The sequence below is a fragment of the Erythrobacter sp. genome (assembly GCF_038133525.1).
GTDB lineage: Bacteria > Pseudomonadota > Alphaproteobacteria > Sphingomonadales > Sphingomonadaceae > Qipengyuania.
This window is the reverse complement of record NZ_JAYPTL010000017.1, coordinates 1-26,096: the sequence shown is the minus strand read 5'-3', so window position 1 is coordinate 26,096 and position 26,096 is coordinate 1. Positions and strand designations below refer to the sequence as shown.

Annotated in this window: 16 protein-coding genes and 1 pseudogene; 5 read left to right on the top strand and 12 right to left on the bottom strand. The window is 63.5% G+C overall.

Annotated features, from left to right (window positions below; translation table 11 throughout):
- Nucleotide 1 precedes the first annotated feature (1 nt).
- The 7 genes from cysS to fsa form a co-directional block, all read right to left on the bottom strand.
- Nucleotides 2-1,447 carry a cysteine--tRNA ligase gene (gene cysS / locus AAFM29_RS06160; protein WP_341711928.1) on the bottom strand — a complete coding sequence of 482 codons (1,446 nt, stop codon included), beginning with the start codon at nt 1,445-1,447 and terminating at the stop codon, nt 2-4.
- Between the two features lie 58 nt (nt 1,448-1,505).
- Nucleotides 1,506-7,931 (bottom strand): hypothetical protein, encoded by a 6,426-nt coding sequence (locus AAFM29_RS06155; RefSeq protein WP_341711927.1) that lies wholly within the window; start codon nt 7,929-7,931, stop codon nt 1,506-1,508.
- Nucleotides 7,932-7,933: 2 nt separating this feature from the next.
- Nucleotides 7,934-9,694 (bottom strand): ShlB/FhaC/HecB family hemolysin secretion/activation protein, encoded by a 1,761-nt coding sequence (locus AAFM29_RS06150; RefSeq protein WP_341711926.1) that lies wholly within the window; start codon nt 9,692-9,694, stop codon nt 7,934-7,936.
- Nucleotides 9,684-12,794 (bottom strand): CHAT domain-containing tetratricopeptide repeat protein, encoded by a 3,111-nt coding sequence (locus tag AAFM29_RS06145; RefSeq protein ID WP_341711925.1) that lies wholly within the window; start codon nt 12,792-12,794, stop codon nt 9,684-9,686. The genes AAFM29_RS06150 and AAFM29_RS06145 overlap by 11 nt, the downstream gene beginning before the upstream one ends.
- A 154-nt stretch (nt 12,795-12,948) precedes the next feature.
- Nucleotides 12,949-13,620, bottom strand: coding sequence for a nitroreductase (locus AAFM29_RS06140; protein WP_341711924.1), 672 nt, complete (start codon nt 13,618-13,620; stop codon nt 12,949-12,951).
- 2 nt (nt 13,621-13,622) lie between these two features.
- Nucleotides 13,623-15,446: a cobaltochelatase subunit CobT gene (gene cobT / locus AAFM29_RS06135; RefSeq protein ID WP_341711923.1), complete on the bottom strand. Its 1,824-nt coding sequence runs from the start codon at nt 15,444-15,446 to the stop codon at nt 13,623-13,625.
- Nucleotides 15,447-15,454: 8 nt separating this feature from the next.
- On the bottom strand, nt 15,455-16,114 hold the full coding sequence (fsa, locus tag AAFM29_RS06130) for a fructose-6-phosphate aldolase (protein WP_173212208.1): 660 nt from the start codon (nt 16,112-16,114) through the stop codon (nt 15,455-15,457).
- Between the two features lie 56 nt (nt 16,115-16,170).
- On the opposite strand from fsa, the gene AAFM29_RS06125 reads away from it, so the two are divergent.
- Nucleotides 16,171-16,824, top strand: a complete 654-nt coding sequence (locus tag AAFM29_RS06125) for a DUF2490 domain-containing protein (protein WP_341711922.1) — start codon at nt 16,171-16,173, stop codon at nt 16,822-16,824.
- On the opposite strand, the gene AAFM29_RS06120 is transcribed toward AAFM29_RS06125, so the two are convergent.
- The gene (locus tag AAFM29_RS06120; RefSeq protein WP_341711921.1) at nt 16,821-17,516 is read right to left on the bottom strand and encodes a DUF4197 domain-containing protein; all 696 of its coding nucleotides are present in this window, start codon (nt 17,514-17,516) and stop codon (nt 16,821-16,823) included. The two genes, AAFM29_RS06125 and AAFM29_RS06120, sit on opposite strands and share 4 nt — an antisense overlap.
- A 64-nt stretch (nt 17,517-17,580) precedes the next feature.
- Between AAFM29_RS06120 and AAFM29_RS06115 the strand changes: the two genes are divergently transcribed.
- The gene (locus AAFM29_RS06115) at nt 17,581-19,746 is read left to right on the top strand and encodes a primosomal protein N' (RefSeq protein ID WP_341711963.1); all 2,166 of its coding nucleotides are present in this window, start codon (nt 17,581-17,583) and stop codon (nt 19,744-19,746) included.
- Here the strand turns inward: AAFM29_RS06115 and AAFM29_RS06110 are convergent.
- The 3 genes from AAFM29_RS06110 to AAFM29_RS06100 are packed head-to-tail and all read right to left on the bottom strand — an operon-like array spanning nt 19,743 to nt 21,987.
- Entirely contained in the window at nt 19,743-20,486 is a 744-nt protein-coding gene (locus AAFM29_RS06110) for an isocitrate lyase/phosphoenolpyruvate mutase family protein (RefSeq protein ID WP_341711920.1), read from the bottom strand. The genes AAFM29_RS06115 and AAFM29_RS06110 overlap by 4 nt on opposite strands.
- A complete protein-coding gene (gene ada, locus AAFM29_RS06105) occupies nt 20,486-21,520 on the bottom strand; it encodes a bifunctional DNA-binding transcriptional regulator/O6-methylguanine-DNA methyltransferase Ada (protein WP_341711919.1) in 1,035 nt (344 codons plus the stop codon). Before ada ends, AAFM29_RS06110 begins: the two co-directional genes overlap by 1 nt.
- Nucleotides 21,520-21,987 (bottom strand): DUF1203 domain-containing protein, encoded by a 468-nt coding sequence (locus AAFM29_RS06100; RefSeq protein ID WP_341711918.1) that lies wholly within the window; start codon nt 21,985-21,987, stop codon nt 21,520-21,522. The genes ada and AAFM29_RS06100 overlap by 1 nt, the downstream gene beginning before the upstream one ends.
- Nucleotides 21,988-22,086: 99 nt before the next feature.
- On the opposite strand from AAFM29_RS06100, the gene AAFM29_RS06095 reads away from it, so the two are divergent.
- Entirely contained in the window at nt 22,087-23,631 is a 1,545-nt protein-coding gene (locus AAFM29_RS06095) for a serine protease (RefSeq protein ID WP_341711917.1), read from the top strand.
- 36 nt (nt 23,632-23,667) lie between these two features.
- Here the strand turns inward: AAFM29_RS06095 and AAFM29_RS06090 are convergent, their stop codons facing one another.
- Entirely contained in the window at nt 23,668-24,498 is an 831-nt protein-coding gene (locus tag AAFM29_RS06090; protein WP_341711916.1) for a TauD/TfdA family dioxygenase, read from the bottom strand.
- Nucleotides 24,499-24,705: 207 nt separating this feature from the next.
- Here AAFM29_RS06090 and AAFM29_RS06085 point away from each other — a divergent pair, with 207 nt between their 5' ends.
- Entirely contained in the window at nt 24,706-25,260 is a 555-nt protein-coding gene (locus tag AAFM29_RS06085; RefSeq protein WP_341711915.1) for a F0F1 ATP synthase subunit delta, read from the top strand.
- A gap of 15 nt (nt 25,261-25,275) precedes the next feature.
- A pseudogene (locus AAFM29_RS06080) lies at nt 25,276-26,096 on the top strand (F0F1 ATP synthase subunit alpha); the annotation flags it as partial.

The window sequence follows — 26,096 nt, the reverse complement described above, 5'->3', positions numbered from 1 at the left end:
ATCAGAGCCTCCATTCCCATCCGAGCGGGTCGCCGTCCATTACTTCGACCCCGTGCGAAACCAACTCGTCGCGCAGCGCGTCGGAGGTCGCGAAGTCCTTCTCGGCGCGCGCCTGCCGGCGACTTGCGAGAATTTCCTCGATCTGGGCGTCTGCGATCACAGCCACCTTGGGGCGGATGCGCAGATCGACACGTTCGAGGCCGAACAGCTCAAGCCCCAGCACCCTATCCATGTCCTCGATCACGGCGCGTTTAACGCCTGCGTCCACCTTCTTCACCGCCAAGGCCTCTTCCAGCGCGACAAGCGCGACCGAGGTGTTGAGGTCTTCGGACAGCGCGGCGTCGAATTTCTCACGCATGGGGGCAAATTTCTGGTGACCGGGATCGCCCAAGGCGACATCGCGCAGCGGCGCCACCGCCATGACGATCCGCTTCAGGCGAGTCAGCGCCGCGCCCAGTCCTTCCCACGAAAACTCCAGCTCGCTGCGGTAATGCGCCTGAAGGCACATCATGCGGTAGGCAAGCGGGTGGTAACCCTTGTCGATCAGCAACTGCAGGCGCAGGAATTCGCCCGCGCTCTTCGACATCTTGCCGCTGCGTTCGACCAGGAAGTTGTTGTGCATCCAGATGCGCGCACCGCTGTTCTCGGCCAGGTCGAGCCCATTGGTGCAGCAGAAGGCCTGGTTCTGGGCGATCTCATTGGGATGGTGGATCTCGCGGTGGTCGATCCCGCCGGTGTGGATGTCAAACGGGAAGCCGAGCAGTTTGCCGCCCATCACCGAACATTCAAGGTGCCAGCCCGGCGCGCCACGCCCCCAGGGGCTGTCCCATTCCATCTGACGCTTCTCGCCCGGCGGGGTCTTGCGCCAGATCGCGAAATCGGCGGCATTGCGCTTGCCTTCGACCGCGTCGATCCGGCCCTCACCATCTTCGGTAACCGCACGCGCCAGCCGCCCGTAATCGGCGACGCTTGAGACATCGAAATAGAGGCCGCTATCGAGCTCGTAGCAGTGCTTGTCCGCAATACTCTTGGCGAACTCGAGCATATCCTCGATGTAATCGGTCGCGATCGACCACTTGGCCGGCTGTCGGATATTGAGCGCCTTCACGTCCGCCCAATAGGCCTCGGTATAGTGCTTCGCGATGTCCCAGATCGACTGCGCGCGTTCGGCAGCCATCTTTTCCATCTTGTCTTCGCCCGCATCGGCGTCGTCGGTCAGGTGGCCGACATCGGTGATGTTGATGATGTGGGTGAGCTTGTAGCCTTTCCAGCTCAGCGTACGGCCCAGCACATCGGCAAACACATAGGCGCGCATGTTGCCGATATGCGGATAGTTATAGACCGTCGGCCCGCAGGTATAGACGCGCGCCTCACCCGGATGGACCGGGGTGAAGGTTTCGAGTTCGCGAGTAAGCGAGTTGAACAGCTTGAGCGGCGTCGCAGTCATTGTGCTGCGGCAATAAGGGCGCGCTCGCAGCGGTCAAGCCGCGAGCTACACGGCGCACCTACTCGTTCGCTTCCGGCCGCTCTTCTTGCACAGTGCAATCGAGGCCGCCTGTACCGCCACCGGCGCAATAGCCCTCATCTTGCCAGAAATCGTCATTGCCAGCGCCCGTCACCGGTTCGTCGATCAATGGATCGTCGCGGAATTCGTCCTGTTCGGCCAGCTCGATCAGCATTGCGCCTGGTGCGGCGAGCGGTTCTTCCGGGTCGACGATGACTTCCTCGATCAGGTCCTGGACATCGTCAGGCGGGATCTTGTTACCAAAGCTGCAGGCTGCAGGGCTGATGATGAAGCAGCCGTTGATGGTCGACCGCGGATCATAGCTGGCCTGCACGTCGGTTGCCGCGATCGCGTCGACGCCCTGCGCCTGGCCGATAATGCCGTTGATGACGATCGGCATCACGGTTCCGGCCGAATCGGTGAGAACCAGCGTGCCGACCACGATCCCGCGACGGTCGACAAATTCCGTGCTCGGCGCGGTGTTCTGGATGAAGACGCTGCTGGCCGAAGTCGAGATCGTGAGTGAATCCGCCTGGATCACCCCATCGGGACGATCGACTCCATCGTTGAGCGCCAACCGGTCAGTGATCTGATCGATCGACAAGCCATCGAGATCCGCCAAAGCCTCATCGGTCACCGCGTAGACGTCGGTCGCCGCGAGGAACACTTGCCCGGTCGCCGCGCCATTGGGGTCTTCCAGCCGCAGGTTGCCGATACGCGAATCGATCCGCAGTACCTGCCCGGCGATGATTTCCAGCGCGGTGTTCGGCCCCGCTCGATCGACCAGCAGGGCGCCATTCACCAGAACCCCACCATCAGTGCTGAAACCGAGTGTTCCACCAATCCCGATCTGCCCCGCATTCGCACTGTCGCTCACGCCAACAGTCAGATCGCCGATAACGAGCGCAGGTCCCGCAGCAGAAGGAGCAATGGCGTCGAAACCGAGATTGCCAACGCCGAATATCTGCCCGATTTCCGCGGCGCTCAAGGCAAAGCCGGCGGCAGTTCCATCACCGCCCAGCGTCATCGGTCCCGAACCGTCGCTGCCGATGAGTATGTCGACCGTGCGGGCAGCATCACCGAGCTGACCCGTTGCAGTGATATTCATATCCGCGCTGCGCGTTGATATGGTCTGGCCAGTAGCCAGGGCTTCGATCGAAATCAGACCGCCTGCGGCCAAGACCAGGCTTTGGTCGGCATAGAGATCCCCGGTCACGACGATATCCTGCGCAGCGAACAAATCGACGGTCAGGCCGCTTGTCGCCGGGCCGGGAGGGCCATCGATCACCGGCAGGATCAGCAGATCGCCGCCGTCGGCTGCCAGGGCAACCGAACCCGTTGCTTGCGCCAACTCGACCGCAAGGTCTCCGGCGGCACGCACGTCGATGCCGCCATTCGTCGCGTTGGCCTGCAAGGAGAGTGAGCCGGTGGCGCGTAGGAAAATGTCGCTGCCATCCGCATAGATGAAATCGGCCGTTGCAGAATTGACCCGCACCGGTCCACCATCGGCAAAGAGTGTCGCAAAAGGCGCAACCAGAGCAGCTAGGTCGATACCACCCGGTCCGGCCGCGAAGAAGGCGCCGATGTCGGCCTGGGCAGTCCCGGTTCCGGTGATTGCCTGGTTGGCCCCGAAATCCAGGAAACCGCTCGTGGCCGCATTGTCGAACAGGATCGAATTGCCTGCCTGCGCGATGAAGTTGCCACCCGCCGTGCCACTGCCGAACTGGATATCACCCGCCGAGTCCAGCGAGATGGCTCCACCTGCCACAAGCGACCCGGTACCGCCGAAGGGCGTTGTGGGCGCGAACGGTCGATTGGCCAGGAGCCCGCCCGTGATATCGCCCACGGTCGAGACCAGTGAAATCGTATTGGCCGCAGCCAGATCGTCGAATTCGATCGACTCGGCGGTCACGTCGATCGAGCTCGCACCAATCGCGCTCGTCGTTCCGAGATAGGCGGTGCCCGTGTTCGCAGTGAGCTGGATGGCCTGCCCCGGGGTAACAATCGATCCGATCGAAATGTCACCGCCAGCGATGATATTCGCAGCGGTCGCAGCACCCTGGACCAGGCTGCCCACCGTGAACGAACCTGGCGCTGAATAGCTAGTCTCAAGCGCTCCGCCGACACCTGCCACCGTGGTCAACTGGCCGCCTGCATCGATCAGCGCGGCGTTGATATCGCCGGCCACGGTAATGCCGATGTCGTTTGCGGAAACCAGCGAAGCCGAACCGAGCAGGCTGCCAGCGGCGGAAATCTGGATCAGATCCGATGTGATCGTGGCGTCGAGCAGGTTGACATCGCCGGTCAGGCTGATCGCCGAAAACTGGCTTGTCGCGTTCAACGATGAAGGAAGCCCGACGGTGCCGAAAGTAAGGTCCTGGCGGGTCGTGATCAGGATCGTGTCCGCGTTCGCATCCCCGGTTTCGGCATAGAAGGCGATCACATCATTGTTGCTTGCCTGGCCGATTTCGATCCGGTTGGTCGCGCTGACCGTACCTAGGCAGATATTGCCTTCGAGGCAGGGGTCGGTCAGCAGGCCGTCGTCATCGCGTTGGGCAACGCCCGCTCCCGGCGCGTCATTGATATCCGCCGCGATGTAGGCACCGGTCAGGACCCCACCCGTGCCAAAGATCGCATTGGCAGTGAGTACCGCGGCGAAGGTGTTCGAATTGATCGTCCCGGTAGAGACGATCGAGGAAATCGGGCTGTTTATCGGCGAGATCAGTTCGGATCCGCTGATGTCGCCCGCCAGCAGGAACAGGTTGTTGGGATTGGTGAACAGGAACGCCGGGTTCACCGCAGTCGCCGGATTGGCCGCAGCCTCCACCAGTGCCCCGGACCCAATGATGATATCGTCCCCGGTCCGCACCAGCAGGCCGTTGTCCGAAATCGTGCTCGATCCGGGACCGAAGATTGCGGTTCCGCCCGCCTCGACCTGGATATAGCCGGTCGAGGTAACGGTCCCGGTGATTTGCGCACTGTAGCTTGGATCGAACTGTTCGACCTCGCTGTTGTCGTCACCGCCTGCAGTGATCGTCAGGCCCGAGACGACCAGCGACAGCGCGCCGATGGGTACGATGGTGGGTGCACCACTGACCGAGGCGTTGTTGACAGTGTTTCCGAGCCCCGCGGACAGATCCATAAACCCGACACCGCGAATGTCATCGACATCGATGGCTCCTTCGGCCCGCACGATCACGGTATCGTCGCTACTGACGATGGCACCGCTGCCGATGGTGAAATTTCCGCCAGCAGTCGCGGTGAATGCGCCAAGGCTGTCGATCGACAGGGTTGGTCCCACGTTGTTCGCGTGGTTTACCGTTATCGAACCGAGTGCCGACAGCGTGGTGACACCTGCGGCATCGAGCTGTCCGGTCCCCGCGAAATCGAACAGGATATTGCCATCGACATCGACGATGACGTTACCATTGACGGTAATAGGCCCACTGTCACCGGCCATGGTGAAATTGCCCGGCGTGCCCGATCCGCCCGCCGATACGGCAAATAGCGACCCCAGGGTGATCAGACCCGCAGGATCGGTCGATGCATCGGTGATGGTGATCGCGCCGCCGACTGTCGGGACGGTAATATCGCCTCCACCCGCAAGGCCACTGGCATCGATGCCAACTGAGCCCAACGAAATGATGCCAGGACTGCCCTCCAGCGCGCTAAGCGAAACCGTACCACCGGAACCTGAGCCGTTGATGCCATTGGGGCCATAAGAGCCCGGCGCGCTCGGATTATAGGCGTATCCGCCAACCCCTGCCGCGCCGCCGGTGCCGGTCGAAGTCAAATCGATACTACCGCCGACCAGCGTCCCCCCTTGCGCCACCAGGCTCAGCGAACCGCCGAAACCCGCGCCGCCATCGCCACCGGCACCGGCCGTTCCACCATAGCTGCCGCCACCGTTGCCGCCCGCGCCGCCATAGCCGTGGGCCGAAAGCAAATCCGAACCTGAGGGGATTTCAAGATAGGCACCGGTGCGCGATTCGATCGTCAGCGAGCCGCCGGTGCCATCGCCGCCGGAATAGCCGTTGGTACCGCCAATGCTAAACCCATAGACCCCCGCGGCCCCGCTTCCGCCAGTCCCGGTAACATCGAGGAACAGCGTGCTGAGCCCAGTCAGGGTAGTTCCGGCACCGCGTGCGGTCAGCGTGATCGAACCGCCAAAACCCGCGCCCCCCGCGCCCCCCGGATAGGGCCCCGAACCATAATAGCCGGAACCTCCATTGCCACCCGTACCGGTAGCTGACAGGTAGATCGACGAAAGTCCGGAGATCGTGGAACCGGTGTCGACGACGATCGAGCCGCCTCGCCCTTCACCGCCATGGCCGCCAGGGCTGGAAAAGAATGCGTTCGTGCCATCTTGCCCGACGCCGTCAGCCACGACGGTCAGGTCGGTCACCGACAGCGCTCCGGTATTGGTGATGTTCACGTCGCCACCAATGCCGGCGCCGGAAGTGCTGGATGGCCCACCGCTCGCCCCGTGGCCCGAAGTATCGATATTGACCGAGCCAAGGTCCGCCGATCCACCGATAATATCGATGGTTACCTTACCCCCGGTTCCATCGTAGGTCGTACTCGAGGTGTTTGCAGAATATCCCGACGCAGCCTGGGCACTGCCGAATATCGACAGCCCACCGATCGAGACCGTCGAACCGACGAAATCGATGTCGACGTCCCCGGCCGTGGCTGGCGCACCATAGGAATAGCCGCCCTCGATCGGTCCGGCATCGGTCGCAATCGTAAGGTTTCCGGCGATGGTTAGGGTCGCGCCGCTTCCCACCGATAGAGTGACCGTCCCGCTCTGAACCTCGGAAGACTGGTAGGGGCTCGTCCCCTCGATGAAGCTCGAATAAGTCGATGTATCGAGCCTCGCCCGGCCGCCCACGGTGAGTGATGCGCCATCGGCCACGGTAACATTGATATCGTCGGAGACCGCAGGCTGGATGGGACTACCCGAGTAGAAAAGGCTGGTGCTGATCGAAAGATCGCCGCCGATCGCCAAACTTCCCGACGCCAGGGCGCCCGCCGGGTCGTTCCCTGCAAACAGGCTGAAAACGCCCGATCGATCCGGTCGGCCGTCGAACACCGACAGATCGCCGTCGATCTTCACCGTGCCGCCGGCTTCCGCACCGATCGAGACCGAGTTGGCCTCGACCGAAAGGCTCAGCGGTCCCCAGCCGTCCGTGCCCAGTGAGATAGCCTCACCCGCACCCGCGATGATCGACACATCATCGAAACCGTAGATCCGGGTTCCCGATGTAAAGGCAGTGCCAGTAATCGTCACCGAATTGGCCGGGCTATCAACTGTGCTGGGCAAGGTGGCGAACGGGTTGTCCACGCCGCTGATGATGACCGAACCGTTCGATCCTGCCGCGGCGGCCGCTGCCGCGTCGTATCCGACACTGCCCGATATCTCGAGCGTCAGAGCACTGTTCGGCGCGAAGAATTCGATGAAATGCGGATCGGCCGAAAGGACGTTACCGTTGACGTCCTGGACCTGTAGCGAAGCCACCCCGCCGGTCGATCCCGTGTGGACCAGGTAATTGCCGTCGGCCGCCGCGCCTTCGATGGTCAGCGGATCGCCGTCTAGATCGATCACGCGCGCGTCGAGCCCACCCAATCCATCGAGCAGGATGGTCCCGGAATCGGTCACGAAATAGGTCGTGCTACCATTGACCCTGACCGAACCGTGTTGTTCGATCGTGGGTGCGACCACCGCAAAATAGCTTGCATCCTGCGTCAGGTTGATGGTTGCGCCAGCGTCGATGTAGACCGACGAGAAATCCTGCGATGCGCCGGTAAAGTCGATCTGCCCGGCGGTGATTGCGTTCACGTCGCTGGTCGTCAGGACCAGGCTGCCCACGTTGATCGCGGCGCCATTGCCGACGAGTATGCCGCCCGGGCTGTAGAACCATATCTGCCCGGCGCGGGTCGTGCCGTCGATCAGCGTGCTGGCGACCTGGCCATTGATCGCAATCCCGCGAAAGTTCCCGGCGGAATCGGGTGTCCCGAAAATACGGTTCAGCACCACAAAGTCTGAATCCGGACCGCGGAAATTCAGCGAAGTGCCTTCGGGTATGAAGTTCACATAGGCTGAGGTGTCTGCCAGTGTCGCCGTGTCAAAGGTCGACCAATTGATTATCGCGGCAGTCGTATCGACGTTGATCGTGTCCGAATTCGCCGTGCGCGCTCCCCAGGAAACGCTGGCGGGCAATGTCGGGCTGCCCTGCACTGCTTGTGTCTCGTCAACCCGCGGGGCCACCGTTGGGACTATTCCACCCCTGCCCGGAGCCGCCTGCGCCGGCGCTCCGAAACACAGCCCGAGTGCGATCGCCATGCCGGAACCCTGCGCCAGCCATCGCGAACGATGTACAGCCGTTCCAGGGTTGCGACCGGAGGCGGCAAGGTTGCGCGTGCTCATGATCATGACCCCAGATTGATCGAGAGATTGAGAAGCAGGCGGAAATCATCGCGCTTCGTTTCGAGTGGTGCGCGATCGAGCGGGACTGCACCCACCACTTCGAGATAGGCCCGGCGGGCAATGTTGAAGCGTACCCCCGCGCCCACCGAGTTGATCGTGTAGGGATCGTCAGCGACATCCTTGATCCACGCCGACACCGTGTCCCAAAAGGCAAAGCCCTGCCAGGCGATGCCTTTGGGCGTTTCAGGCTGGAGCGTGCCATAGGCAAGCTCGATACGGGCACCGAGCCCGCTATCGCCAATCAGCTCGCCCGGATCATAGCCGCGCCCGATCGTGAAATTGCCCCCGGAAAACTGCTCGTAGGAAAGCAGGGCATCAGGCGAATATTGCGCCCTTGGCGCCACCTTGATGAGCCAGAGTGGCGAAGGGCGGAAGCTTACCTGTCCCTCATACCGGAGCACAAGCGCAGAAGGGTCCGCATCGAGGCGCGCAATCGGGACGATATCCGGTGCCGCGCAGGCCAGGAAGCCCGGCCCGCAACCGTCGCTCGCGCCCAGCGCGCCGATCCCATGGCGGACTTCGAGCGCACTATGCGCCGCAAAGCGCGGCTCGGCGATGGTATAACCGCCACGCCCCTCGGCACTGGCGCGGTCCATCATGCTGGCATCGATCCGGACAAAGGGAACGCGCAGCTTGTCGCGGCTCAGGTCCAGGCCGGCAAAGTCGATCCGCTGGTCGATCCAGTCCAGGCCGAACGAAAGCACGACGTTCTTCACCTGACGTCGCACAATCGGATAGCTGCCGTACAGTGTACCGACGAAGGTCGTGGAATCGAAAATATCCGGCCCATCAATGTCCGGCTGGGTCCAGGCATAGACCGCGTTGACACCAACGCGGAACCCGTCGGTCCCGATACCGAACTCGTGCCGCCCCTGCAGCACCAGCTGCTCCTGCGGGTCCTGGCTCGAATAGATCGAAAGCTCGGTGAGGTCGGCGAGGCCAGTCAGCCCGTTGATCTGACCACGCAACAATGCCCCGAAACGCCCTGTGCGGTCGGAGCTGAGGTTCTGTATCGACAGGTCGGCCTGGACGCGGTCCATCACCACATCGACGATGCCGATCAGGTCGCCGGCCTTGGCATCGGGCCCGACATCGCGTGCCAGCGACAGGCGCACATCCATCCCCGGGATATCGCGCGCAAGCATCAGCGTACGCTCCGCCTCGCTGCGGCGGAACACCGGCTGACTGCGGAGACTCTCGAAATTGCGGCGAAGCTGCTCGCCCGAAGGGCCGGGCTCACCGCGGATGACGAGCCCTGTCATGCGGGCGACAATCACGTCGAAGCGCACCGCGCCGCCTTCGATCCGCTGCGGCGGCACCTGCACAGAAGCGACATAGCCGGCTTCGTTGAGGATCGCGCTGGCCCGGTCGCGGATATCGCACACGGCGGATATCGGCAGATCCTGTCCCGCCACGCTACTCCAGGCGGCGTCGAGTAGCCCCGGCTCAACCTCTTCGGCACCGACGAAACTGGCGCTCGAAAGCGTGAAGCGAATCTGGTCGTATTGGGGATCCGCCAGGGGACAGGGCGCGCGTGCCAGGGAAGCATCGACCGAGACACCTTCTCCCGGCGTGCTCAATCGATCGTCCAACTGATCCCGACGAACCTGTTCGCGGGTCGGCGGTTGCACGGCTTGTGCAAGCACCGGCGTGGCTGTGAGGCCGCCCAGAAGGGCAGCGGCGATTATCGCTTTATTGGCCAAGACGAAGATCCTCTGCACGCGCAAGAGCAGGCTCGCGGTCGGTCAGGAGCGGGCGGGCGGCGTCACCGACAATGGCAAATCCGGCCCAGTAATAGGGGTGCGACGTGTCGAGCTGGTCCATCAGCAAGGCCTGCGAGCCGCGCAGTGCATGACCGATGTCCTGCGTCCGGCCCAGGCGGAACATCTCGCTCACCAGGCGAGTGGTCGCATTGTAGTCATCGGGGACCGGCCAGTGGCTGGCCAGTACCGCCCGGCTGCCCGCTCCAACGAAGCTGCGCACCAGCCCATCGAGCGCCGTCCCACCGCCACTGCCGACACCCGCTGCACGGGTTGCCTCGATACTTGCGGCTCCAGCCGTGTCGCAGGCTGAGAGGATGACGATATCCGCATCTAGGTTGAGGTCGAATATCTCTTCGAAGGATAGCAGCCCATCCGAACCTTCGCCTCCGAATGACGTGAGCAGGGCCGGCTTGGCCGGACATGATGGGTCCGGCGGGGTCACCAGGCCATGGGTGGCGAAATGGAGCACACGGTACTGGTCGAGGTCGTTGCGCGCCACCAGCCCGTCATCGGTGAAGGCATTGCCGGTCACGAGCTCCGATTGACCCGCGCCGACGAGCCCCCGGACCGCGACGAGCTCTGCATCGTCGATCGGATTGTTCCAGGTAGCCACCGACCAGCCGCACTTGGCGTTGCCAGAGGCCATCACGGCGCGATTGTATGGCGCCGCATTGCTCCCGAGCGGTGTGTTTTCTCCCAGCCCGAGATATTCGCGCGCCGCCCGTGAACGCGCGGTACGCCGCGCATCGACGAAGGCCTGCGCCGAAACCGCAGTGCTGACGCGGGTCTGACGCGCGAGCCATGCCGTCCCGGTGAAGTCGTATGGATCGCCACCGGAGGCAACTCGTGCGTCATAGCGGTCGACCGATGCATCGTCGGCGACGAGGATATCGATTGGCAACCGCAACAGTGCGCCATCGGGTTCGAAGATCAGGTGATCCGTCGCCGCCAGGCGATCGGCAACGGGCTCGAACAGTTCCTTGTAGAGTTCGCGCGCAATGCCGATCTCGTAGGGGTAGGTGAGCAACTGCCCGCCCTGCTCGATGGAGATCGTGGCGCGCAGCATATCGACCTGGAAATCCAATTCGTCTTCGCCGACGCCCAGCTTCCACGCTGCCGCCCCGGCGCGATCGGTCCAGAACATGTAGAGGTCGCGCCCGACCAGTGCGAGGCGGGCATAGGCCTCGCCCGGTTGCAGGATCGCGCGGAACTCCTCCAGCGTAAGCGAGCGTGGTGCGACGACGCGATATTCCGGATAATCGGCCAGTTCCGCCTGTGTGCGCAACTGATCGCGCTGCAACTGTTCGATCAGGCCGGCCAGTTCGGCACGACGCGGATCATTGGCTGCGACATCGGTCGCGATCAGCTGCTGCAGCCGGATTCTACTCCGTTCGATATCGCGCGAAAGGTCGTTCGACTGGAGGATCAGGCGTGATGCATCGTCGGTGCGTGCCGACAGTTCGCGCGACAGGATCGCCTGCGTTTCGGCAACACCCGGGCGCACCAATACTTGAATGGCCTTGAAGAACGCCTCTGCCGCGGCCGGATCACGCGCCACTTCGGGCGCCAGCGTGGCGAAATAAGGGGTGAGCCGGTTGGCAAAGCCGGTCGCCGCATCGCTCTGCCCCACCGCCTGGTCGATAACCTCGGAAAACAGAACCAGTGCTTCATTGCGGCGGCCCTGGCGCAGATAGAAATCTGCCAGCCGCGCCCGTGCCGCGCTAACCGTGCGGCGTTCCGGATATTGCACTTCGAGCAGCGTCAATGCGTTCTTGAGGTAGCCTTCTGCCTTGGCAGGCTCGCCTTGCAGCTCGGCAATGATCGCCAGTTCGCTCAAGGTCTGGGCGCGCAGGCGCGTGATCGAAGTCACCCTTCCGTCACGAACCGCAACGGCGCGGGCAAAGCTGTCGAGCAGCAATGACCTGGCCCCAGCCAGATCGCCTTCGAGCCGCAGGGCGCTACCACGCAGTTGCAGTGCTTGCGCATCGAGGATTTCCGCCCTTTCGCGCTGCGACAGGCGTACTTCGTCGATAAAGCCGAACAGCCCGTCACCCGAACCGTTAAGGCGTTCCGACAGCGGCAGGCTGATCTCCAGCCTCATTGCATCCAGATCGACCTGCAAAGCCGCGGTGCTGAGCGATTGCCCGGCGCGCACCGCCGCATCTCGCGGCAGGCGCTGGTTGAGCAGGTGGATGGCTTCGAAATTGCGCTGCAGCCGTTCACCGATCGGATCGCCCGCCGTTTGCGGCCGGGCATCCTCGAATAGCCTGTCCGCGGTTGCGAATTCACCCATGTTGCTGCGCTGGAGTGCGCGGTTCACGGTGAATTCGCCAACCGAAATTGTGCTCGTCTCCCCGCTCTGCTCGAGCCTGTCCTGCAAGGTTTCGAAGTAGGCTGCGGCTTCGGCATAATCGCCGCCGAGATTGCGGCGATAGCCCTCTGCCAACGCCTGTTCGGGCTCGAGCGTTTCGGCCTGCACGCGGGCAAAGGCGAAGGGATCGCTGACCATCGTCGTCGCTACGTCGATGGTCCCTTCGGCAACCGCGTTGTCCAGCAAGGAACGAAGGGCCAGCAACGTTGCGCTGTCGTAGGCAGAAAACCCATCGGCAAGGTAATGGAGACCGGTCCCCTGCGCCTCGATGACCGACCATTCGAGGCCGGTGCCGATGACCTTGCAATTGGTTAGCGAGGCGCCGACCAGATCTGTCTCGATACCGCGAACGCCCGCACTGCAATCGACGCTTTCGCGGCGCCAGCGCGCCACAGCGTCACCCGATGCGGCTGCCTTGTCCTTGAAGGCATAGATTGTCGCGACCGGCAGCGCCGAATCGCGACAGACCACAGCCCAGCGTCGATCGAACACCGATTGTCGCGCTGGATTGCCGATGCTGCGGTCCTGGACCTGACACAGGATACCGCGCTCGCTCCCTATCGAGAAGGAGTCGCGCAGCAGCACGGGGCCCGATTGCGCCTGAGCCGGCGCGCAGACAACCAGGGCGGTCAACACCACCCCAAGCAGCAGGTAAATCCGCTGGAACACGCTGGTCACTCCTCCCCGGAGCGGCCGAACGACCACTCCTTCCCATGACAGCGAACCCGATTCTTTTCTTATGCTTAGGCCATCCCTACGCCTTTGAACGCGAATGGCAAAATCCGTTTACGCTACATCGCGGGGGCTGGCTTGTAGTGAAGCGTCACCAGCCTTCCCAACGCACCGATTCCTCGATCGGCGCGCGGGCTACGGGGAAGTTGTTGACCGGCGCATCGGGATCGCGCCAGCCAATCGCCACACCGCAGAAGAAAATGTGATCGTCAGGAATGTCGACCATCTCGCGAATTTGCGGCGAATAGACCGCCCATGCTTCCTGGAAGCAGCAATCGAGCCCTTCTTCGCGCAGCAGCAGCCCAATCGTCTGCAGCCACATCCCTATGTCCGACCATTGCGGCGGGCCCATATACTTGGGCGTGTGAACCAGCATCAGCACTGGCGCCCCGAAGGCACGGAAGTTGTTGGCGAACCACATCAGTCGCTTGCCCTTCTCCTCGCGAGAGATTTCGAGCGCGCCATACATATCCTCGCCAACCCCGCGACGACGCTCCTCGTAGGCGCCTTCGAGTTCGGGCGGATAGACGTGGTACTCGGGGGCGAATGCCTCGCGGCCTTTGGGCAAATCCTGCGCTACACGTGCGAAGAGCCGCTGCATGGGTTCACCGGTGAGGACGATGCCATGCCATGGTTGGGTGTTCCCGCCTGAGGGCGCCCGCTGCGCCTTTTCCAGCACCCGTTCCAGCATGGTCCGGTCGACCGGCTTGTCGAGAAAGGCACGAACGGATCGGCGGGACTCAACAGCTTCGGAAACGGTCATGCTCACTCCACTTCAAACAGGCCGGCCAGTTGTTCGATGATCGTGCCACCCAACTGCTCGACATCCATGATCGTCACCGATTTCTTGTAGTAGCGCGTGACATCGTGCCCGATGCCGAGGGCGGCAAGCTGGACCGGTGACTGCTTCTCGATCCAGTCGATCACCTTGCGCAGGTGGCTTTCGAGATAGCCCGCCTGGTTGACGCTCAGCGTGCTGTCGTCGACCGGAGCGCCATCGGAGATCACCATCAGGATGCGGCGATCCTCGGGCCGGGCGAGCAGGCGGGTGTGCGCCCACAGCAGCGCCTCGCCGTCGATGTTCTCTTTGAGAAGCCCCTCACGCATCATCAGGCCGAGGTTGCGGCGCGCGCGGCGCCAGGGCTCGTCAGCCCGCTTGTAGATGATGTGGCGCAGGTCGTTGAGCCGGCCCGGGTTAGGAAGGCGGCCGTCGGAGAGCCACGCCTCGCGGCTCTGCCCGCCCTTCCATGCGCGCGTGGTGAAGCCGAGTATCTCGACCTTGACCCCGCACCGTTCGAGCGTACGCGCCAGGATATCGGCGCTGATCGCGGCAATGCTGATCGGGCGGCCACGCATGCTGCCCGAATTGTCGATCAGCAGCGTGACGACGGTGTCCTTGAACTCGGTATCACGTTCGATCTTGTAGCTGAGTGCATGGCCCGGGCTGATGACGACACGGGTCAATCGCGCCGCATCGAGCAGGCCTTCTTCCTGGTCGAAATCCCAGCTGCGGTTCTGCTGCGCCATCAAGCGGCGCTGGAGACGGTTGGCGAGCCGCGTCACTACGCCCTGCAGGCCTGCCAACTGGCTGTCGAGGTAGGCACGAAGGCGATCGAGTTCCTCGTTGTCGCACAACTCGGGCGCCTCGACGACTTCGTCGAATTTCTCGGTATAGGCCTTGTAGTCGAAGCCATCGGGGATCTCGGTCCAGGGACGGTTGGGACGGACGGGCTGCATGCCCTCTTCTCCGTCATCCGACGGGTCGCCGTCGGCCATCTCCTGCTCGCCTTCGACTTCCTGCTGGGCGTCGCCATCGGCCTCGCCATCGGAAGCCTCGGAGCGCATGTCGGCCGCCTGCGGCTCGGCCGCACCCTGGTCTTCGTCCTCGCCGCCCTCCTGGTCCTCGGGCGTTTCGCCTTCGTCGTTCTCGCCCTCATCGGCATCGGTCGCATCGGGGGTATCGGGCAGCGTCAGTTCGAGATGCCGCAGCATGTCGAGCGTCAGGTCCTGAAACGCCCGCTGGTCATCGAGCGCGCCCGCCAGCCCTTCCATGTCGGTGCCGATCTTCGCCAGGATATCCTGGCGAACCATCTCGACACCTGCCTTCGCGCGATCGGGGATTGCCTCGCCGGTCAGCGCCTCGCGCAGCATCAGCGAGAGGGCGGTCGGCAGGGGCACCTGCGAAGCCTCGTCGGCGCGAACGATCGGATCGCTCGCGGTGCGCATCGTCACCGCCGAAGCGAGATTGTCGCGCATCCCTGCATAGGAGTTCGTACCGATCGCTTCGTAGCGAACCTGTTCGATTGCATCGTAACAAGCGCGCGCGACAGGTTCCGGTGGAGCGCCACTATTATGCAGCTTCTCGTTGTGATGGCGCAGCTTGAGCGCGAAGCTGTCGGCAAAGCCGCGCGCCTCGGTGGCCTGCTCCTTGGGCAAGGTGCGTCCCGGCAAAGGAACGCGGAAATTCTTGCCCGACTGTGCGGGGGCATCCGCGCTCCACGCCACCTCGATCTCAGGCTCGCGCGCGATCGCCCGTGCGGTGCCGGTCAGGGCCTGCTTGAAGCGGTCGAGAGGTGTCTGCTCGGTCATGCTCGTGCTTACTCGGTCGGGATCGACTGCCCGGTCTTGGCCCAATCGGCAAGGAAGCCTTCGATGCCCTTGTCGGTGAGGACATGCTTGAACAGGCTCTTGATGACCGACGGAGGAGCAGTCATCACGTCGGCACCGATACGTGCGCTTTCGAGCACGTGCACCACATGACGCACGCTGGCGACGAGAATTTCGGTCTCGAAGGCGTAATTGTCATAGATCAGGCGAATATCGCGGATCAGGTCCATCCCGTCGAAGCCATTGTCGTCATGGCGTCCAACGAAGGGCGAAACGAAGGTAGCTCCGGCCTTGGCCGCCAGCAGCGCCTGGTTGGCGCTGAAGCACAGCGTAACGTTGACCATGGTCCCGTCACCGGTGAGCTTCTTGCAGGTCTTGAGGCCGTCGATCGTCAGCGGCACCTTGATGCAGACGTTGTCGGCGATCTTCCGCAGCGTTTCCGCTTCGCGCATCATGGTCTCGTGGTCGAGTGCCACAACCTCAGCGCTGACCGGGCCGTCGACAATGCCGCAGATCTCCTTGGTAACTTCGATGAAATCACGACCCGACTTGGCGATCAGCGAGGGATTGGTGGTGACGCCGTCGAGCAGGCCGGTTTCGGCCAGTTCCTTGATGTCGGCGATTTCAGCGGTGTCGACGAAGAATTTCATGGGTAGGCTCCCGAATCCGGATAGGCGAATGTTTCGCTCGCCCCTATGCGATTGCCATGGGGAGAACCAGTCGCTTCATTGCAACCTGCTTTGCCGCCGCCATCGCCGCATGGCAACCATGCGTGGCCCACGCTGCTGAGGAAGAAACGCAGCTTTGGCTGATGTTCGATGCCTCGATGCCGATCGACCAACGCACCGATTTAACGCTGCTGGCCATGCCGCGGTTCCGGGATTCGGCCAGAGGTCAGGACCAGCTGATTTTGCGCGCAGCGGTCGATCACGATCTCAACGACACGATCAGCATCGGCAGCGGGCTTACCTATGTTATCGGCCCTGAGTCCTTCAGGCCCTTCCAGCAAGTCGAGCTCTCCCAGGGCTCTTTCAAGATTCGTTTTCGACTGGAAGAGATTACCGGGACCGATGTCGACAGGGTCGGCCTGCGCGAACGCATTCAACTACGTTACAAGCTCAAGCTTGATGCCGATACCAGCGCCACTTTCGCGGGCGAATGGATCGATTCTGTCCGCTCGGAAGACAGCGACAAGCTACCTGCACGCGATCAGTGGCGCGGTGTCGTTAGCGTGAAGCATGATTTCGGCGAACATCTCCATGCCGGTGTCGGCTATACCGTGATTGCTGCCCCGGCGCGCGATCACCGGCCGACTAGGATCATCCACGCCCCTCTGATCTCCGCGGGCTGGTCCTTCTAGAGCCGCACCCCAGCGCCAAATACGCCGATGATCAGCGGATCCCGCGTCGCATCGGGATCGGCACGGATGGCGCTCTCTTCAACCCCGATCTCGCGCCAGATCGTGTTGTCCAGATTGGTGGCGAAGCGGTTGGTCGCACCCGGCAGGTCGATCCCTGTAAGGCCGCGCAGCAGCTCACCCACCAGCGGGTCTTGCGCGACACGCATCGCGGAGCCGATTTCGGGAACCATCGCCTCGACAAGGGTGGTTCCCATCGAGTTTCGCAGAAAAGCGGTCGCTGCGGTCGGGCCGCCACGCACCAGGTCGATTGCGTTCTGGATGCCGATGGTGCGCACGGCTTCGGTCACCAGCGGGGCGGCGCGCTCCGCTCCTTGGTACGCTATATCGCCGAACGCGCTTTCGAGCCGGTCCTTGAACAGGGCCGAAGTAAGAATCCGGCTGAGGACATCACCGCGCGTGCCCAGCAAATTGCCGAGGCCAAGCTGGGCGACCTGCCGATCCCAGAAGCCGTCCGCCTGAAGCATGCGCGCAAATGCGCGTTCGCTCGATAGGTAGAGCAACCGCTGCACGGCATCGACAAGGCTGTAGCCGGGAATCCCTGCACAACCGGGAAGCGCAAGCGCAGCGCCCCCAAGCGCCAGCCCGCCGATGACGGAGCGCCGGTGGGTAGGCCATTGGAGAATGTCGTTCATATTTCCAGTCCTCTTGCTTCCCACCCTTGTTTCTCTCGTGCAGCGCCGCCCATATGGCCGGGCCATGAACCGCGTGCGCTGCCTCATCCTCAATGCCGCCCTGGGTCCGCTGGACTACAAGGTGCCAGAAGGCATGGCAGTCGAGCCCGGAGCAGTGGTGGAATGTCCGCTGGGCCCGCGCACCGTGGTCGGCATCGTCTGGGAGGCTGAACGGCTACCGGGCACTGAGGTTCCGGCTGAAAAACTGCGCAACCTGCGCGGCGTAATGCCGGTTCCGCCCTTGTCCGCAGCGCTCAGGCGGTTGATCGAATGGACCGCCGACTATTACGTCGCATCACTCGCCAGTGTGGCCCGAATGGCGCTGTCATCGGGTGGCGCGCTCAAGGGCCCGGCGACGATGACCGAATATCGCCTGACCGGTGGCATGCCCGAGCGGCTGACCCCGCAGCGGCTCGCCGCGATGGAGGCACTCGAAGGCGAACAAGCCAATATCCGCGAACTGGCGGGGCTGGCAGGCGTCTCTGAAGGTGTGCTGAGAGGCCTGGTCAACCAGGGCGTGCTCGAGCCGGTCGAGGTCGACTGTGATCGTCCCTATGATGAGGCGCGACCCGACTTCACGCAGGTGGATCTCAGCCCCGAGCAGGCCGAAGCTGCAGCCACCTTCGCCGAAGCCGTGCGCGAGGCGGAGTTTGCACCCTTCCTGCTCGACGGGGTGACCGGGTCCGGCAAGACCGAAACCTACTTCGAACCCGTCGCGGAAGCACTCCGCATGGGGCACCAGGTACTTGTGCTGCTGCCCGAGATCGCGCTGACGGAAAACTTCCTTCACCGGTTCGAAGAGCGTTTCGGCGCGGCACCAATACTGTGGCATTCCTCGCTCAAGTCGACCGAACGCCGCCGTGCCTATCGCGCGGTCGCGCACGGAACTGCGCAGGTCGTGGTCGGCGCCCGTTCGGCGCTGTTCCTGCCCTTTCGCAAGCTCGGCCTGATCGTCGTCGACGAAGCGCATGAGGTCAGCTTCAAGCAGGAAGACGGCGTGCGCTACAATGCGCGCGATGTCGCGGTGATGCGCGCACATTTCGAACAGGTGCCGGTGATCCTCGCCAGCGCGACGCCCGCACTCGAAAGCCTGCAAATGGCCGAAAGCGGGATCTACAAGAAGATCGACCTGCCAAGCCGCTTTGGCGGCGCGGAGCTTCCCAGCATCGACACGATCGACCTGACGCAGGAGAAACCCCCACACGGCATGTGGCTGGCCCAGCGACTTGTCGACGGGATCGAAGAGCGACTCTCCCGGGGCGAGCAATCGCTGCTGTTCCTCAATCGCCGCGGCTACGCTCCCCTGACGCTGTGCCGCAATTGCGGCTTTCGCTTCCAATGCCCCAACTGCAGCGCCTGGCTGGTCGAGCATCGCTTTACCCGGCGCCTGGCCTGTCATCACTGCGGGCACGAAACGCCCAGCCCCGAAGTCTGCCCCGAATGCGGCGAGCCCGATTGCCTCGTCGCCTGTGGCCCGGGGGTCGAGCGGATCGCCGATGAAATCGCCCAGCGACTGCCCGAGGCTCGGGTGTTCGTGGCCACCTCTGACACGCTGAATTCGCCCGGGCGTGCTGCCGAATTCATTGCTCTGGTCGAAGCGGGCGAGGTCGACGTCATTGTCGGTACGCAACTGGTAACCAAGGGGTTCCATTTCCCCGAGCTGACGCTGGTGGGCGTGGTCGATGCCGACCTGGGCCTGGAGGGCGGAGACCTGCGCGCGGGCGAGCGGACCTACCAGCAGGTTGCACAGGTCGCGGGGCGTGCCGGGCGCGGTTCCAAGCCAGGCGAAGTGCTGATCCAGACCCGCCACCCCGAGGCGGCAGTGATCGCCGCGCTCGCAGCCGGCGATCGCGATGCCTTCTATGCGGTGGAGACCGAAGGCCGTCGCCATGCCGGAGCACCGCCCTTTGGCCGTTGGGCCGCAATCATCATTTCAAGCGAGGACGATGCGGAAGCGCGCGAGGCCGCCAACCGCCTCGGCGCCTTTCGCCCGCAGGTCGAGGATTGCCAGATCCTCGGGCCGGCCCCCGCACCGATGGCTCTGCTGCGCGGAAGGTACCGCTACCGCTTCCTGATCAACGCGCGGCGCAGTGTCCAATTGCAGGACGTCATTCGCGACTGGCTGGGACAGGTCGATCACCCGCCCGGTGTGCGTGTCGCCGTGGATGTTGATCCGTATAGCTTCGTCTAGCCGTCCTTGAAGACTGCTTCGGCCTGCTGTTTGAGCCAGTTCATCGCGGCGGCCCACGGGCCATGCCCATAACTGATCCGCGCCACACCAAGCGCCGCGAGTTCGGCATGGGTACCGCGGCCCGGGCCCCATAAAACGTTCACCGGCAGCGGTGAGCCTTCGCAGATCGCCCGGATCGTCGGGTGATCACCGAGGAAGGGCACAAACAGGCTCCCTACCCCTGCCACGGCATAGACGCGGGCCCGTTCGAGCGTTTCGTCGATCATCGCCTGCGAATAATCCGCCGGATCCTTGCCGCGATAGACATCGGTGCGGGCGTTGACGTGGATGCCGGTCGCGGCGGCTGCGGCAAAGCGTTCCGCGGCGATCTCGATCGGCAACAGCGCCGTTTCGCCGGGCAGGCGGTCTTCCATATTGATGCCGACCGCGCCCATCGCACGAGCCTTGCTGACCGAGGCCGCGACCTCCTCCGGCGTGTCGCCGTAGCCAGCTTCCATGTCGAGCGTCACGGGCAGGTCGGTAACCGAAAGGATCCGCTTGAGGTTCTCCAGCACGATTTCGAGCGGGAGCGTCTCGCCATCGCGGAAGCCGTTGGCTTCGGCCACACCGTAGCTCCCCGTCGCGATAGCCTTGGCGCCCGCATCCGCCACGGCGCGCGCCGAGCCCGCATCCCAGATATTATAGAGAATGAGCGGCTTGCCCGGGACGTGCAGCGCCCGGAATGCCTCGACCTTGTCCATTACTTCGCTTCCCTTCGCAGCAGTTCGGCCTTGATATCGGTGCCGTAGGCATATCCGCCCAACCCGCCATTATGGGCAATCACGCGGTGGCAGGGGATCAGCACGGCAATATTGTTCGCTCCATTGGCGCCGCCGACTGCACGGCTGGCCTTGGGGTTGCCGACCATCGCGGCGAGTTCGCCATAGCTTCGCGTTTCGCCAGCGGGGATTTCCCGCAGGGCGGCCCAGACGCGCTGCTGGAAGGCTGTGCCTTTGACGTCGAGCGGGATATCGGCGGTAGTGGCGTGGATCGGTTGTTCGACCGCGGCGGTTACCATTTCGAATAGTTGACGAAACACATCCGCCCCGCGAACAAGCTCGGCGTTGGGAAAGCGTTCGCGCAATTCCTCCTCGCCTTCGTTGAACGACAGGCAGCACACGCCCTTCTCCGTCGCCGCGACGAGCATCGCGCCGAGGCTGGTATCGACCACCGTCCAGTGGATTGTGCGGCCCTTGCCGCCATCGCGCCAGTCGCTTGGCGTCATGCCCAACCGTCCTTTCGTATTGTCATAGAAGCGCGAGGCGGAGGAATAGCCCGCCTCGTAAATGGCATCGGTCACGCTGTCGCCCGCACTCAAGGCATCGCGCGCGCGTTCTTCACGCAGGGCGCGCGCATAGGCTGCGGGCGAGAGCCCGGTCGCCCGCTTGAACACGCGCTGGAAATGGGTCGGCGAATAGCCCGCGATTTCCGCCAGCGCGCTGAGCGAAGGCACATCTTCGGCCTGCCTGATCTCGTCGATCGCGGCGAGAATGGCCGCCTGATCGCGTGAAACATCATCAGGCAGGCAGCGCTTGCACGCCCGCAACCCCGCGGCTTGCGCCTCTGGCCCGCTGGCGAAGAAACGCACATTGTCGCGGGAAGGGTGGCGCGCGGCGCAGGATGGGCGACAATAGATGCCGGTGGTCAGCACGCCGGTTACGAACCGGCCGTCGAACGCGCGGTCGCGGCGCATCACCGCAGCCCAGGCGGTATCGCTGTCAGGCATTGTGGTCATCACGCCCTCCTCGCCCGGGCGGCGAAACATCCGCGCACCGCATTGTGGACGTCGATCTCGACGATCTCGGGGTTGGCGAAGAGGGTTTCAAGGCCTCCTGCAGCCTCCCCGGGTTCGGTGATCATGGCATCGATCATCATGCCGCTGGCATCGAACCCGCGCAAGGAGAGCTTCCGTGGGCCGAACACCGGCGGGACACTATCGACGAAGCGCGCAGGCGCCGTACCAGCTTCGCGCACAAAGATGGCATGACTGGCGCAATAGGGCGTGTCTCCATCTCGACTGGTGTGGTTGAGCAAAAGCAGGGTCTCGCCCACTTCCGCCTCGTCGAGCGTAACACGGCAGGGGAAGCCGGGCTTCCCGTCCGCCGTAACCCGAACGATGTTTCGCGCAGCGAGCGCCGCATCGTCGAGCTCGAAGAGCTGGCGATAGGGGGCGGGATCAATCCCCTCGATCAAATAATGCATCTGAGCCTCCATAGGATGAAGGCGAGATAGCCGGGACCGTCATATGCCTGCATCCCGCCGCTTGCGATCAAAGCATTTGCCCGTCACAACGACGCACGAATGGGACGCTTTCTCACCTACTTTGCCGCGCTGTTCGCGCTGCTCGCTCCGGGCCTTGCGCTGGCCGACCCTGCGGACATCGACGCGGCCGCGCGCGGCGTGGTGCGCGTGGTGATCATCGACAGTCAGGGTGGCGAACTGGTCCCGGTCAGCCACGGCACGGGATTTGGGGTGGCGAGCGACAAGGTGGTCACCAACGCCCATGTCGTACGCGACGCCATGCGCGACGAGGACCTGCGGATCGGCATCATTCCTTCAGGAGGCGGCGAAGCGGTTTACGGCCAGCTGATCGCCGCCTCGGCCAAGACCGACCTTGCGCTGATCCGGGTAACCGGGTCGCTCCGCCTGCCGCCGCTGGCGCTTGCCGGCGGGGCTCCGCCCGACAGCGGCGACGTCACCAGCGTCGGTTATCCGATGAATGTCGACCGCGCGCAGGGGCTGGACTTGGGCGACATCTTCCGCAGCCAACCCCCGGTGAAGAGCCGGGGCTTCGTTTCGGGAACGCGGCCCAGCCGCCAGTTCGATTCGATCCTCCACACTGCACCCATCGCGCGCGGCAATTCGGGCGGACCTCTTTTAGATAATTGTGGTCGCGTGCTGGGCGTCAACAGCTTCGGCGCTGACAGCGATGGCGGCGACGCGGAATTCTTCTTTGCGGTTTCGAACCGCGAACTGCTGCCGTTTCTAAAGGCCAATGATGTCGAGGCCCGGGTAAACGACATGCCCTGCCGATCGATGGCCGACCTCGACGAGGCCGAGCGTCAGCGCATGGCGCGCGAACAGCTGATCGCCCGCCAGGACCTGGCCCAACGGGCGGAGATGACGCGCGAACAGCGCGATCGCGCCCAGTTCGAGGCGGAGCAGAGCGTGTTGACCGACCGCGAAGACCGGGTGTTCCTGGCTTTCGTGCTGCTGCTGGTCGCCTTCGGCCTGGGTCAATGGGCACTGGCCATCCGCAAGGCTGAGCCCCGCGACGAGAAACGGCTGCGGCTGGTTGGCGCCGGGACAGCGGTTATCGTGCTGGCGGCCCTCGCCGCATATCTGACGCGACCGGGCCTGGACGAGATCGACCGCCGCGTCGCTGCGGCTATGACGCCGGAAGGCACAGGCGACGGCGAGGATGGCGAGGCATCGCATCAGGGCGATCTCAAGCTGACCTGCCGCATTATTCCTGAGCGCAGCCGGGTGACCAGTTCGGAAACCGAGGACCTCGATTTCGACTGGACCAAGGAAGGCTGCGTCAATGGACGCACGCAATATGGCTTTTCCGGTGGCACATGGTCGCGGGTCTTCGTTCCCGAGAACGAGGATGCGGTGTCGGTCGCCAGCTTCGATCCCGACCGCCGGATGTATCGGGTGGAACGCTACCTGCTTTCGCGCAACGCGATGGAAGAAGCCCGTACTGCCCGTGCCAAGTATGAGGCCCCCATGTGCAACCAGGAAGGCGTAGCCGCCCAGTTGGGCGACCTGCAGGCCGAGGTTCTGGGCCAATTACCCCAGCAACCCAACGAACGGCTGGTCTACGAATGCAGCGCCCGGCCCTAGGGTCGGAATCGCGAGAGCAGGCTCAAGACAATTGCGTCACGCCGCCAGCGCTTCTCCGCTGAGCGTGATGCGGTGCATTTCGCGGGCATAGCCCTGATAGTCGTTGAGCGCGTAGTGCCAGGTCGTACGGTTGTCCCAGATCGCCACCGTTCCGGGCTTCCATTCGAGGCGGCAGGTGTTGTCGGCCGCCGTCGCTGCCGCATAGAGGCGTTGGAGCAGCGGCATGCTTTCTTCACGCGACTTGCCGACGATGTTCCAGGTGAATGCGCTGTTGACGTAGAGGAGCCTGCGGCCTGTTTGCGGGTGGCGGATAACGATCGGGTGCGTCGCCCCGGTCTTTAGCGACTGGCCGCGCAGCTCACTGCCCATGTCGGTCTTCGCGTAGAGCCCGCCCTCTTCATATATGTGGTCGGCAGTATGATAGGCCTCAAGCCCTTCGATCTCGGCTTTGAGGTCGTCGGGCAGCGCGTCATAGGCTTCACCCATATGTGCCCACATCGTGTCGCCTCCGCTGGGCGGAAGGTGCCGGGCGACGAGGACCGACCCCATCGCCGGGACCTGATCGTATGAATGGTCCGTATGCCAACCGCCACCGATGTTGGTGGTCTGGTCCTCGCGCTTGCGCACTATCGCGATTTCGGGGTGCTCTTCGGTCAGCGGGAAATAATTGTTGATGTCGATCCCGCCCCAGCGTTGGGCGAAAAGGATATGAGCTTCCGGGGTGAAATCATCCTGGTCGCGGAAAACGGCGACACCGTGTTCATAGATAGCCTGTTTGATCGCCTCCAGCGTTTCGCCTTCGGCCTCGGCCAAGCGCACGCCTTTGACTTCTACCCCACATTTCGCGGCCAGCGGCACGGTTTCCATCGCATCTCTCCCAAGCGACCGGTTGCCTATCGAGACCATTCTATGCGGCGCCGGGAAAGAGTCCAAATCTTTCCCGCTGTGAGTCGGGTTGCAAGTGCGAAGGGGCTTTGCTAGGCGCGCGCCAGCCTTGCCGGGGCCACCTCTGCGTGTGCCCGGATTCGGCAGGCTATGACAGTTTCTTTCCGGACCCGAGAGGACCCCAAGCGCGTGGATATTTCCGCCGGTATTCAGGCTAGCCTGGCAGGGCGTTACGCATCGGCCCTGTTCGACCTTGCGAGCGAGAACGGGACCGTGACTGCGGTCGAATCGGATCTCGACAAGCTGGCCGCTGCGCTCGCCGAATCGAGCGAGCTCGGCCTGTTGACCACCAATCCCAAGGTGACCCGTTCCGCCGCGCAGCAGGCGCTGGCCGCAGTCGCCAAGCTCCTCGGCCTCAGCGACCTGACGCAGAACTTCCTCGGCGTGCTGGCACAGAACCGCCGACTGTCGCAGCTGCCGCAGGTGATCCGCGCTTTCCGCACCATTGCCGCCGCCCAGCGCGGTGAAGTCAGTGCGGAAGTCACCAGCGCCCACGCGCTCAGCGATGCCCAGCTCGATCAGCTCAAGACCAAGCTGACCGCGCGCGAAGGCCGCACCGTCAAGCTTTCCACGAAGGTCGACCCCGATCTGCTCGGTGGCCTCGTCGTTACAATCGGATCGAAGCGCATCGACGCCTCGATCCGCACCCGTCTCAATTCCCTCGCCCAGGCGATGAAGGCCTGATCAAAGGACATACTCATGGATATCCGCGCCGCAGAAATCTCCAAGGTCATCAAGGACCAGATCGCCAATTTCGGCACTGAAGCCGAAGTCAGCGAAGTCGGTTCCGTGCTGTCGGTGGGTGACGGTATTGCCCGCATCCACGGCCTCGACAACGTCCAGGCGGGCGAGATGATCGAATTCGCCAACGGCATCCAGGGCATGGCGCTCAACCTCGAAGCCGACAATGTCGGCGCCGTGATCTTCGGCTCCGACGCCGAAATCAAGGAAGGTGACAGCGTCAAGCGCACCGGCACCATCGTCGACGTTCCGGTCGGCAAGGGCCTGCTCGGTCGCGTGGTCGACGCGCTGGGCAACCCGATCGACGGCAAGGGCCCGATCGTGGACGTGACCCGCGCTCGCGTCGAATCGAAGGCTCCGGGCATCATTCCGCGCCAGTCGGTTTCCGAACCCGTGCAGTCGGGCCTCAAGGCGATCGACGCGCTCGTTCCCGTCGGCCGCGGCCAGCGCGAACTGATCATCGGCGACCGCCAGACCGGCAAGACCGCCGTCGCGATCGACACCTTCATCAACCAGAAGGAAGCGAACGCCGGCACCGACGAAGGCAAGAAGCTCTACTGCATCTACGTTGCCGTCGGCCAGAAGCGCTCGACCGTCGCGCAGATCGTCCGCGCGCTCGAAGAAAACGGCGCGATGGAATATTCGATCGTCGTCGCCGCGACCGCTTCGGAGCCCGCTCCGCTGCAGTACCTCGCGCCCTACACCGGTGCCGCGATGGGCGAATTCTTCCGCGACAACGGCATGCACGCCGTGATCGTGTATGACGACCTTTCGAAGCA

What these genes read in the sequence shown, in the direction of transcription:
- AAFM29_RS06125 (WP_341711922.1), top strand. Translation starts at nt 16,171, where the DNA reads ATGGGGAGAACCAGTCGCTTCATTGCAACCTGCTTTGCCGCCGCCATC.
- AAFM29_RS06120 (WP_341711921.1), bottom strand. Translation starts at nt 17,516, where the DNA reads ATGAACGACATTCTCCAATGGCCTACCCACCGGCGCTCCGTCATCGGC.
- cobT (WP_341711923.1), bottom strand. Translation starts at nt 15,446, where the DNA reads ATGACCGAGCAGACACCTCTCGACCGCTTCAAGCAGGCCCTGACCGGC.
- fsa (WP_173212208.1), bottom strand. Translation starts at nt 16,114, where the DNA reads ATGAAATTCTTCGTCGACACCGCTGAAATCGCCGACATCAAGGAACTG.
- AAFM29_RS06110 (WP_341711920.1), bottom strand. Translation starts at nt 20,486, where the DNA reads ATGGACAAGGTCGAGGCATTCCGGGCGCTGCACGTCCCGGGCAAGCCG.
- cysS (WP_341711928.1), bottom strand. Translation starts at nt 1,447, where the DNA reads ATGACTGCGACGCCGCTCAAGCTGTTCAACTCGCTTACTCGCGAACTC.
- AAFM29_RS06090 (WP_341711916.1), bottom strand. Translation starts at nt 24,498, where the DNA reads ATGGAAACCGTGCCGCTGGCCGCGAAATGTGGGGTAGAAGTCAAAGGC.
- AAFM29_RS06140 (WP_341711924.1), bottom strand. Translation starts at nt 13,620, where the DNA reads ATGACCGTTTCCGAAGCTGTTGAGTCCCGCCGATCCGTTCGTGCCTTT.
- AAFM29_RS06100 (WP_341711918.1), bottom strand. Translation starts at nt 21,987, where the DNA reads ATGCATTATTTGATCGAGGGGATTGATCCCGCCCCCTATCGCCAGCTC.
- AAFM29_RS06115 (WP_341711963.1), top strand. Translation starts at nt 17,581, where the DNA reads ATGAACCGCGTGCGCTGCCTCATCCTCAATGCCGCCCTGGGTCCGCTG.
- AAFM29_RS06095 (WP_341711917.1), top strand. Translation starts at nt 22,087, where the DNA reads ATGGGACGCTTTCTCACCTACTTTGCCGCGCTGTTCGCGCTGCTCGCT.
- ada (WP_341711919.1), bottom strand. Translation starts at nt 21,520, where the DNA reads ATGACCACAATGCCTGACAGCGATACCGCCTGGGCTGCGGTGATGCGC.
- AAFM29_RS06155 (WP_341711927.1), bottom strand. Translation starts at nt 7,931, where the DNA reads ATGAGCACGCGCAACCTTGCCGCCTCCGGTCGCAACCCTGGAACGGCT.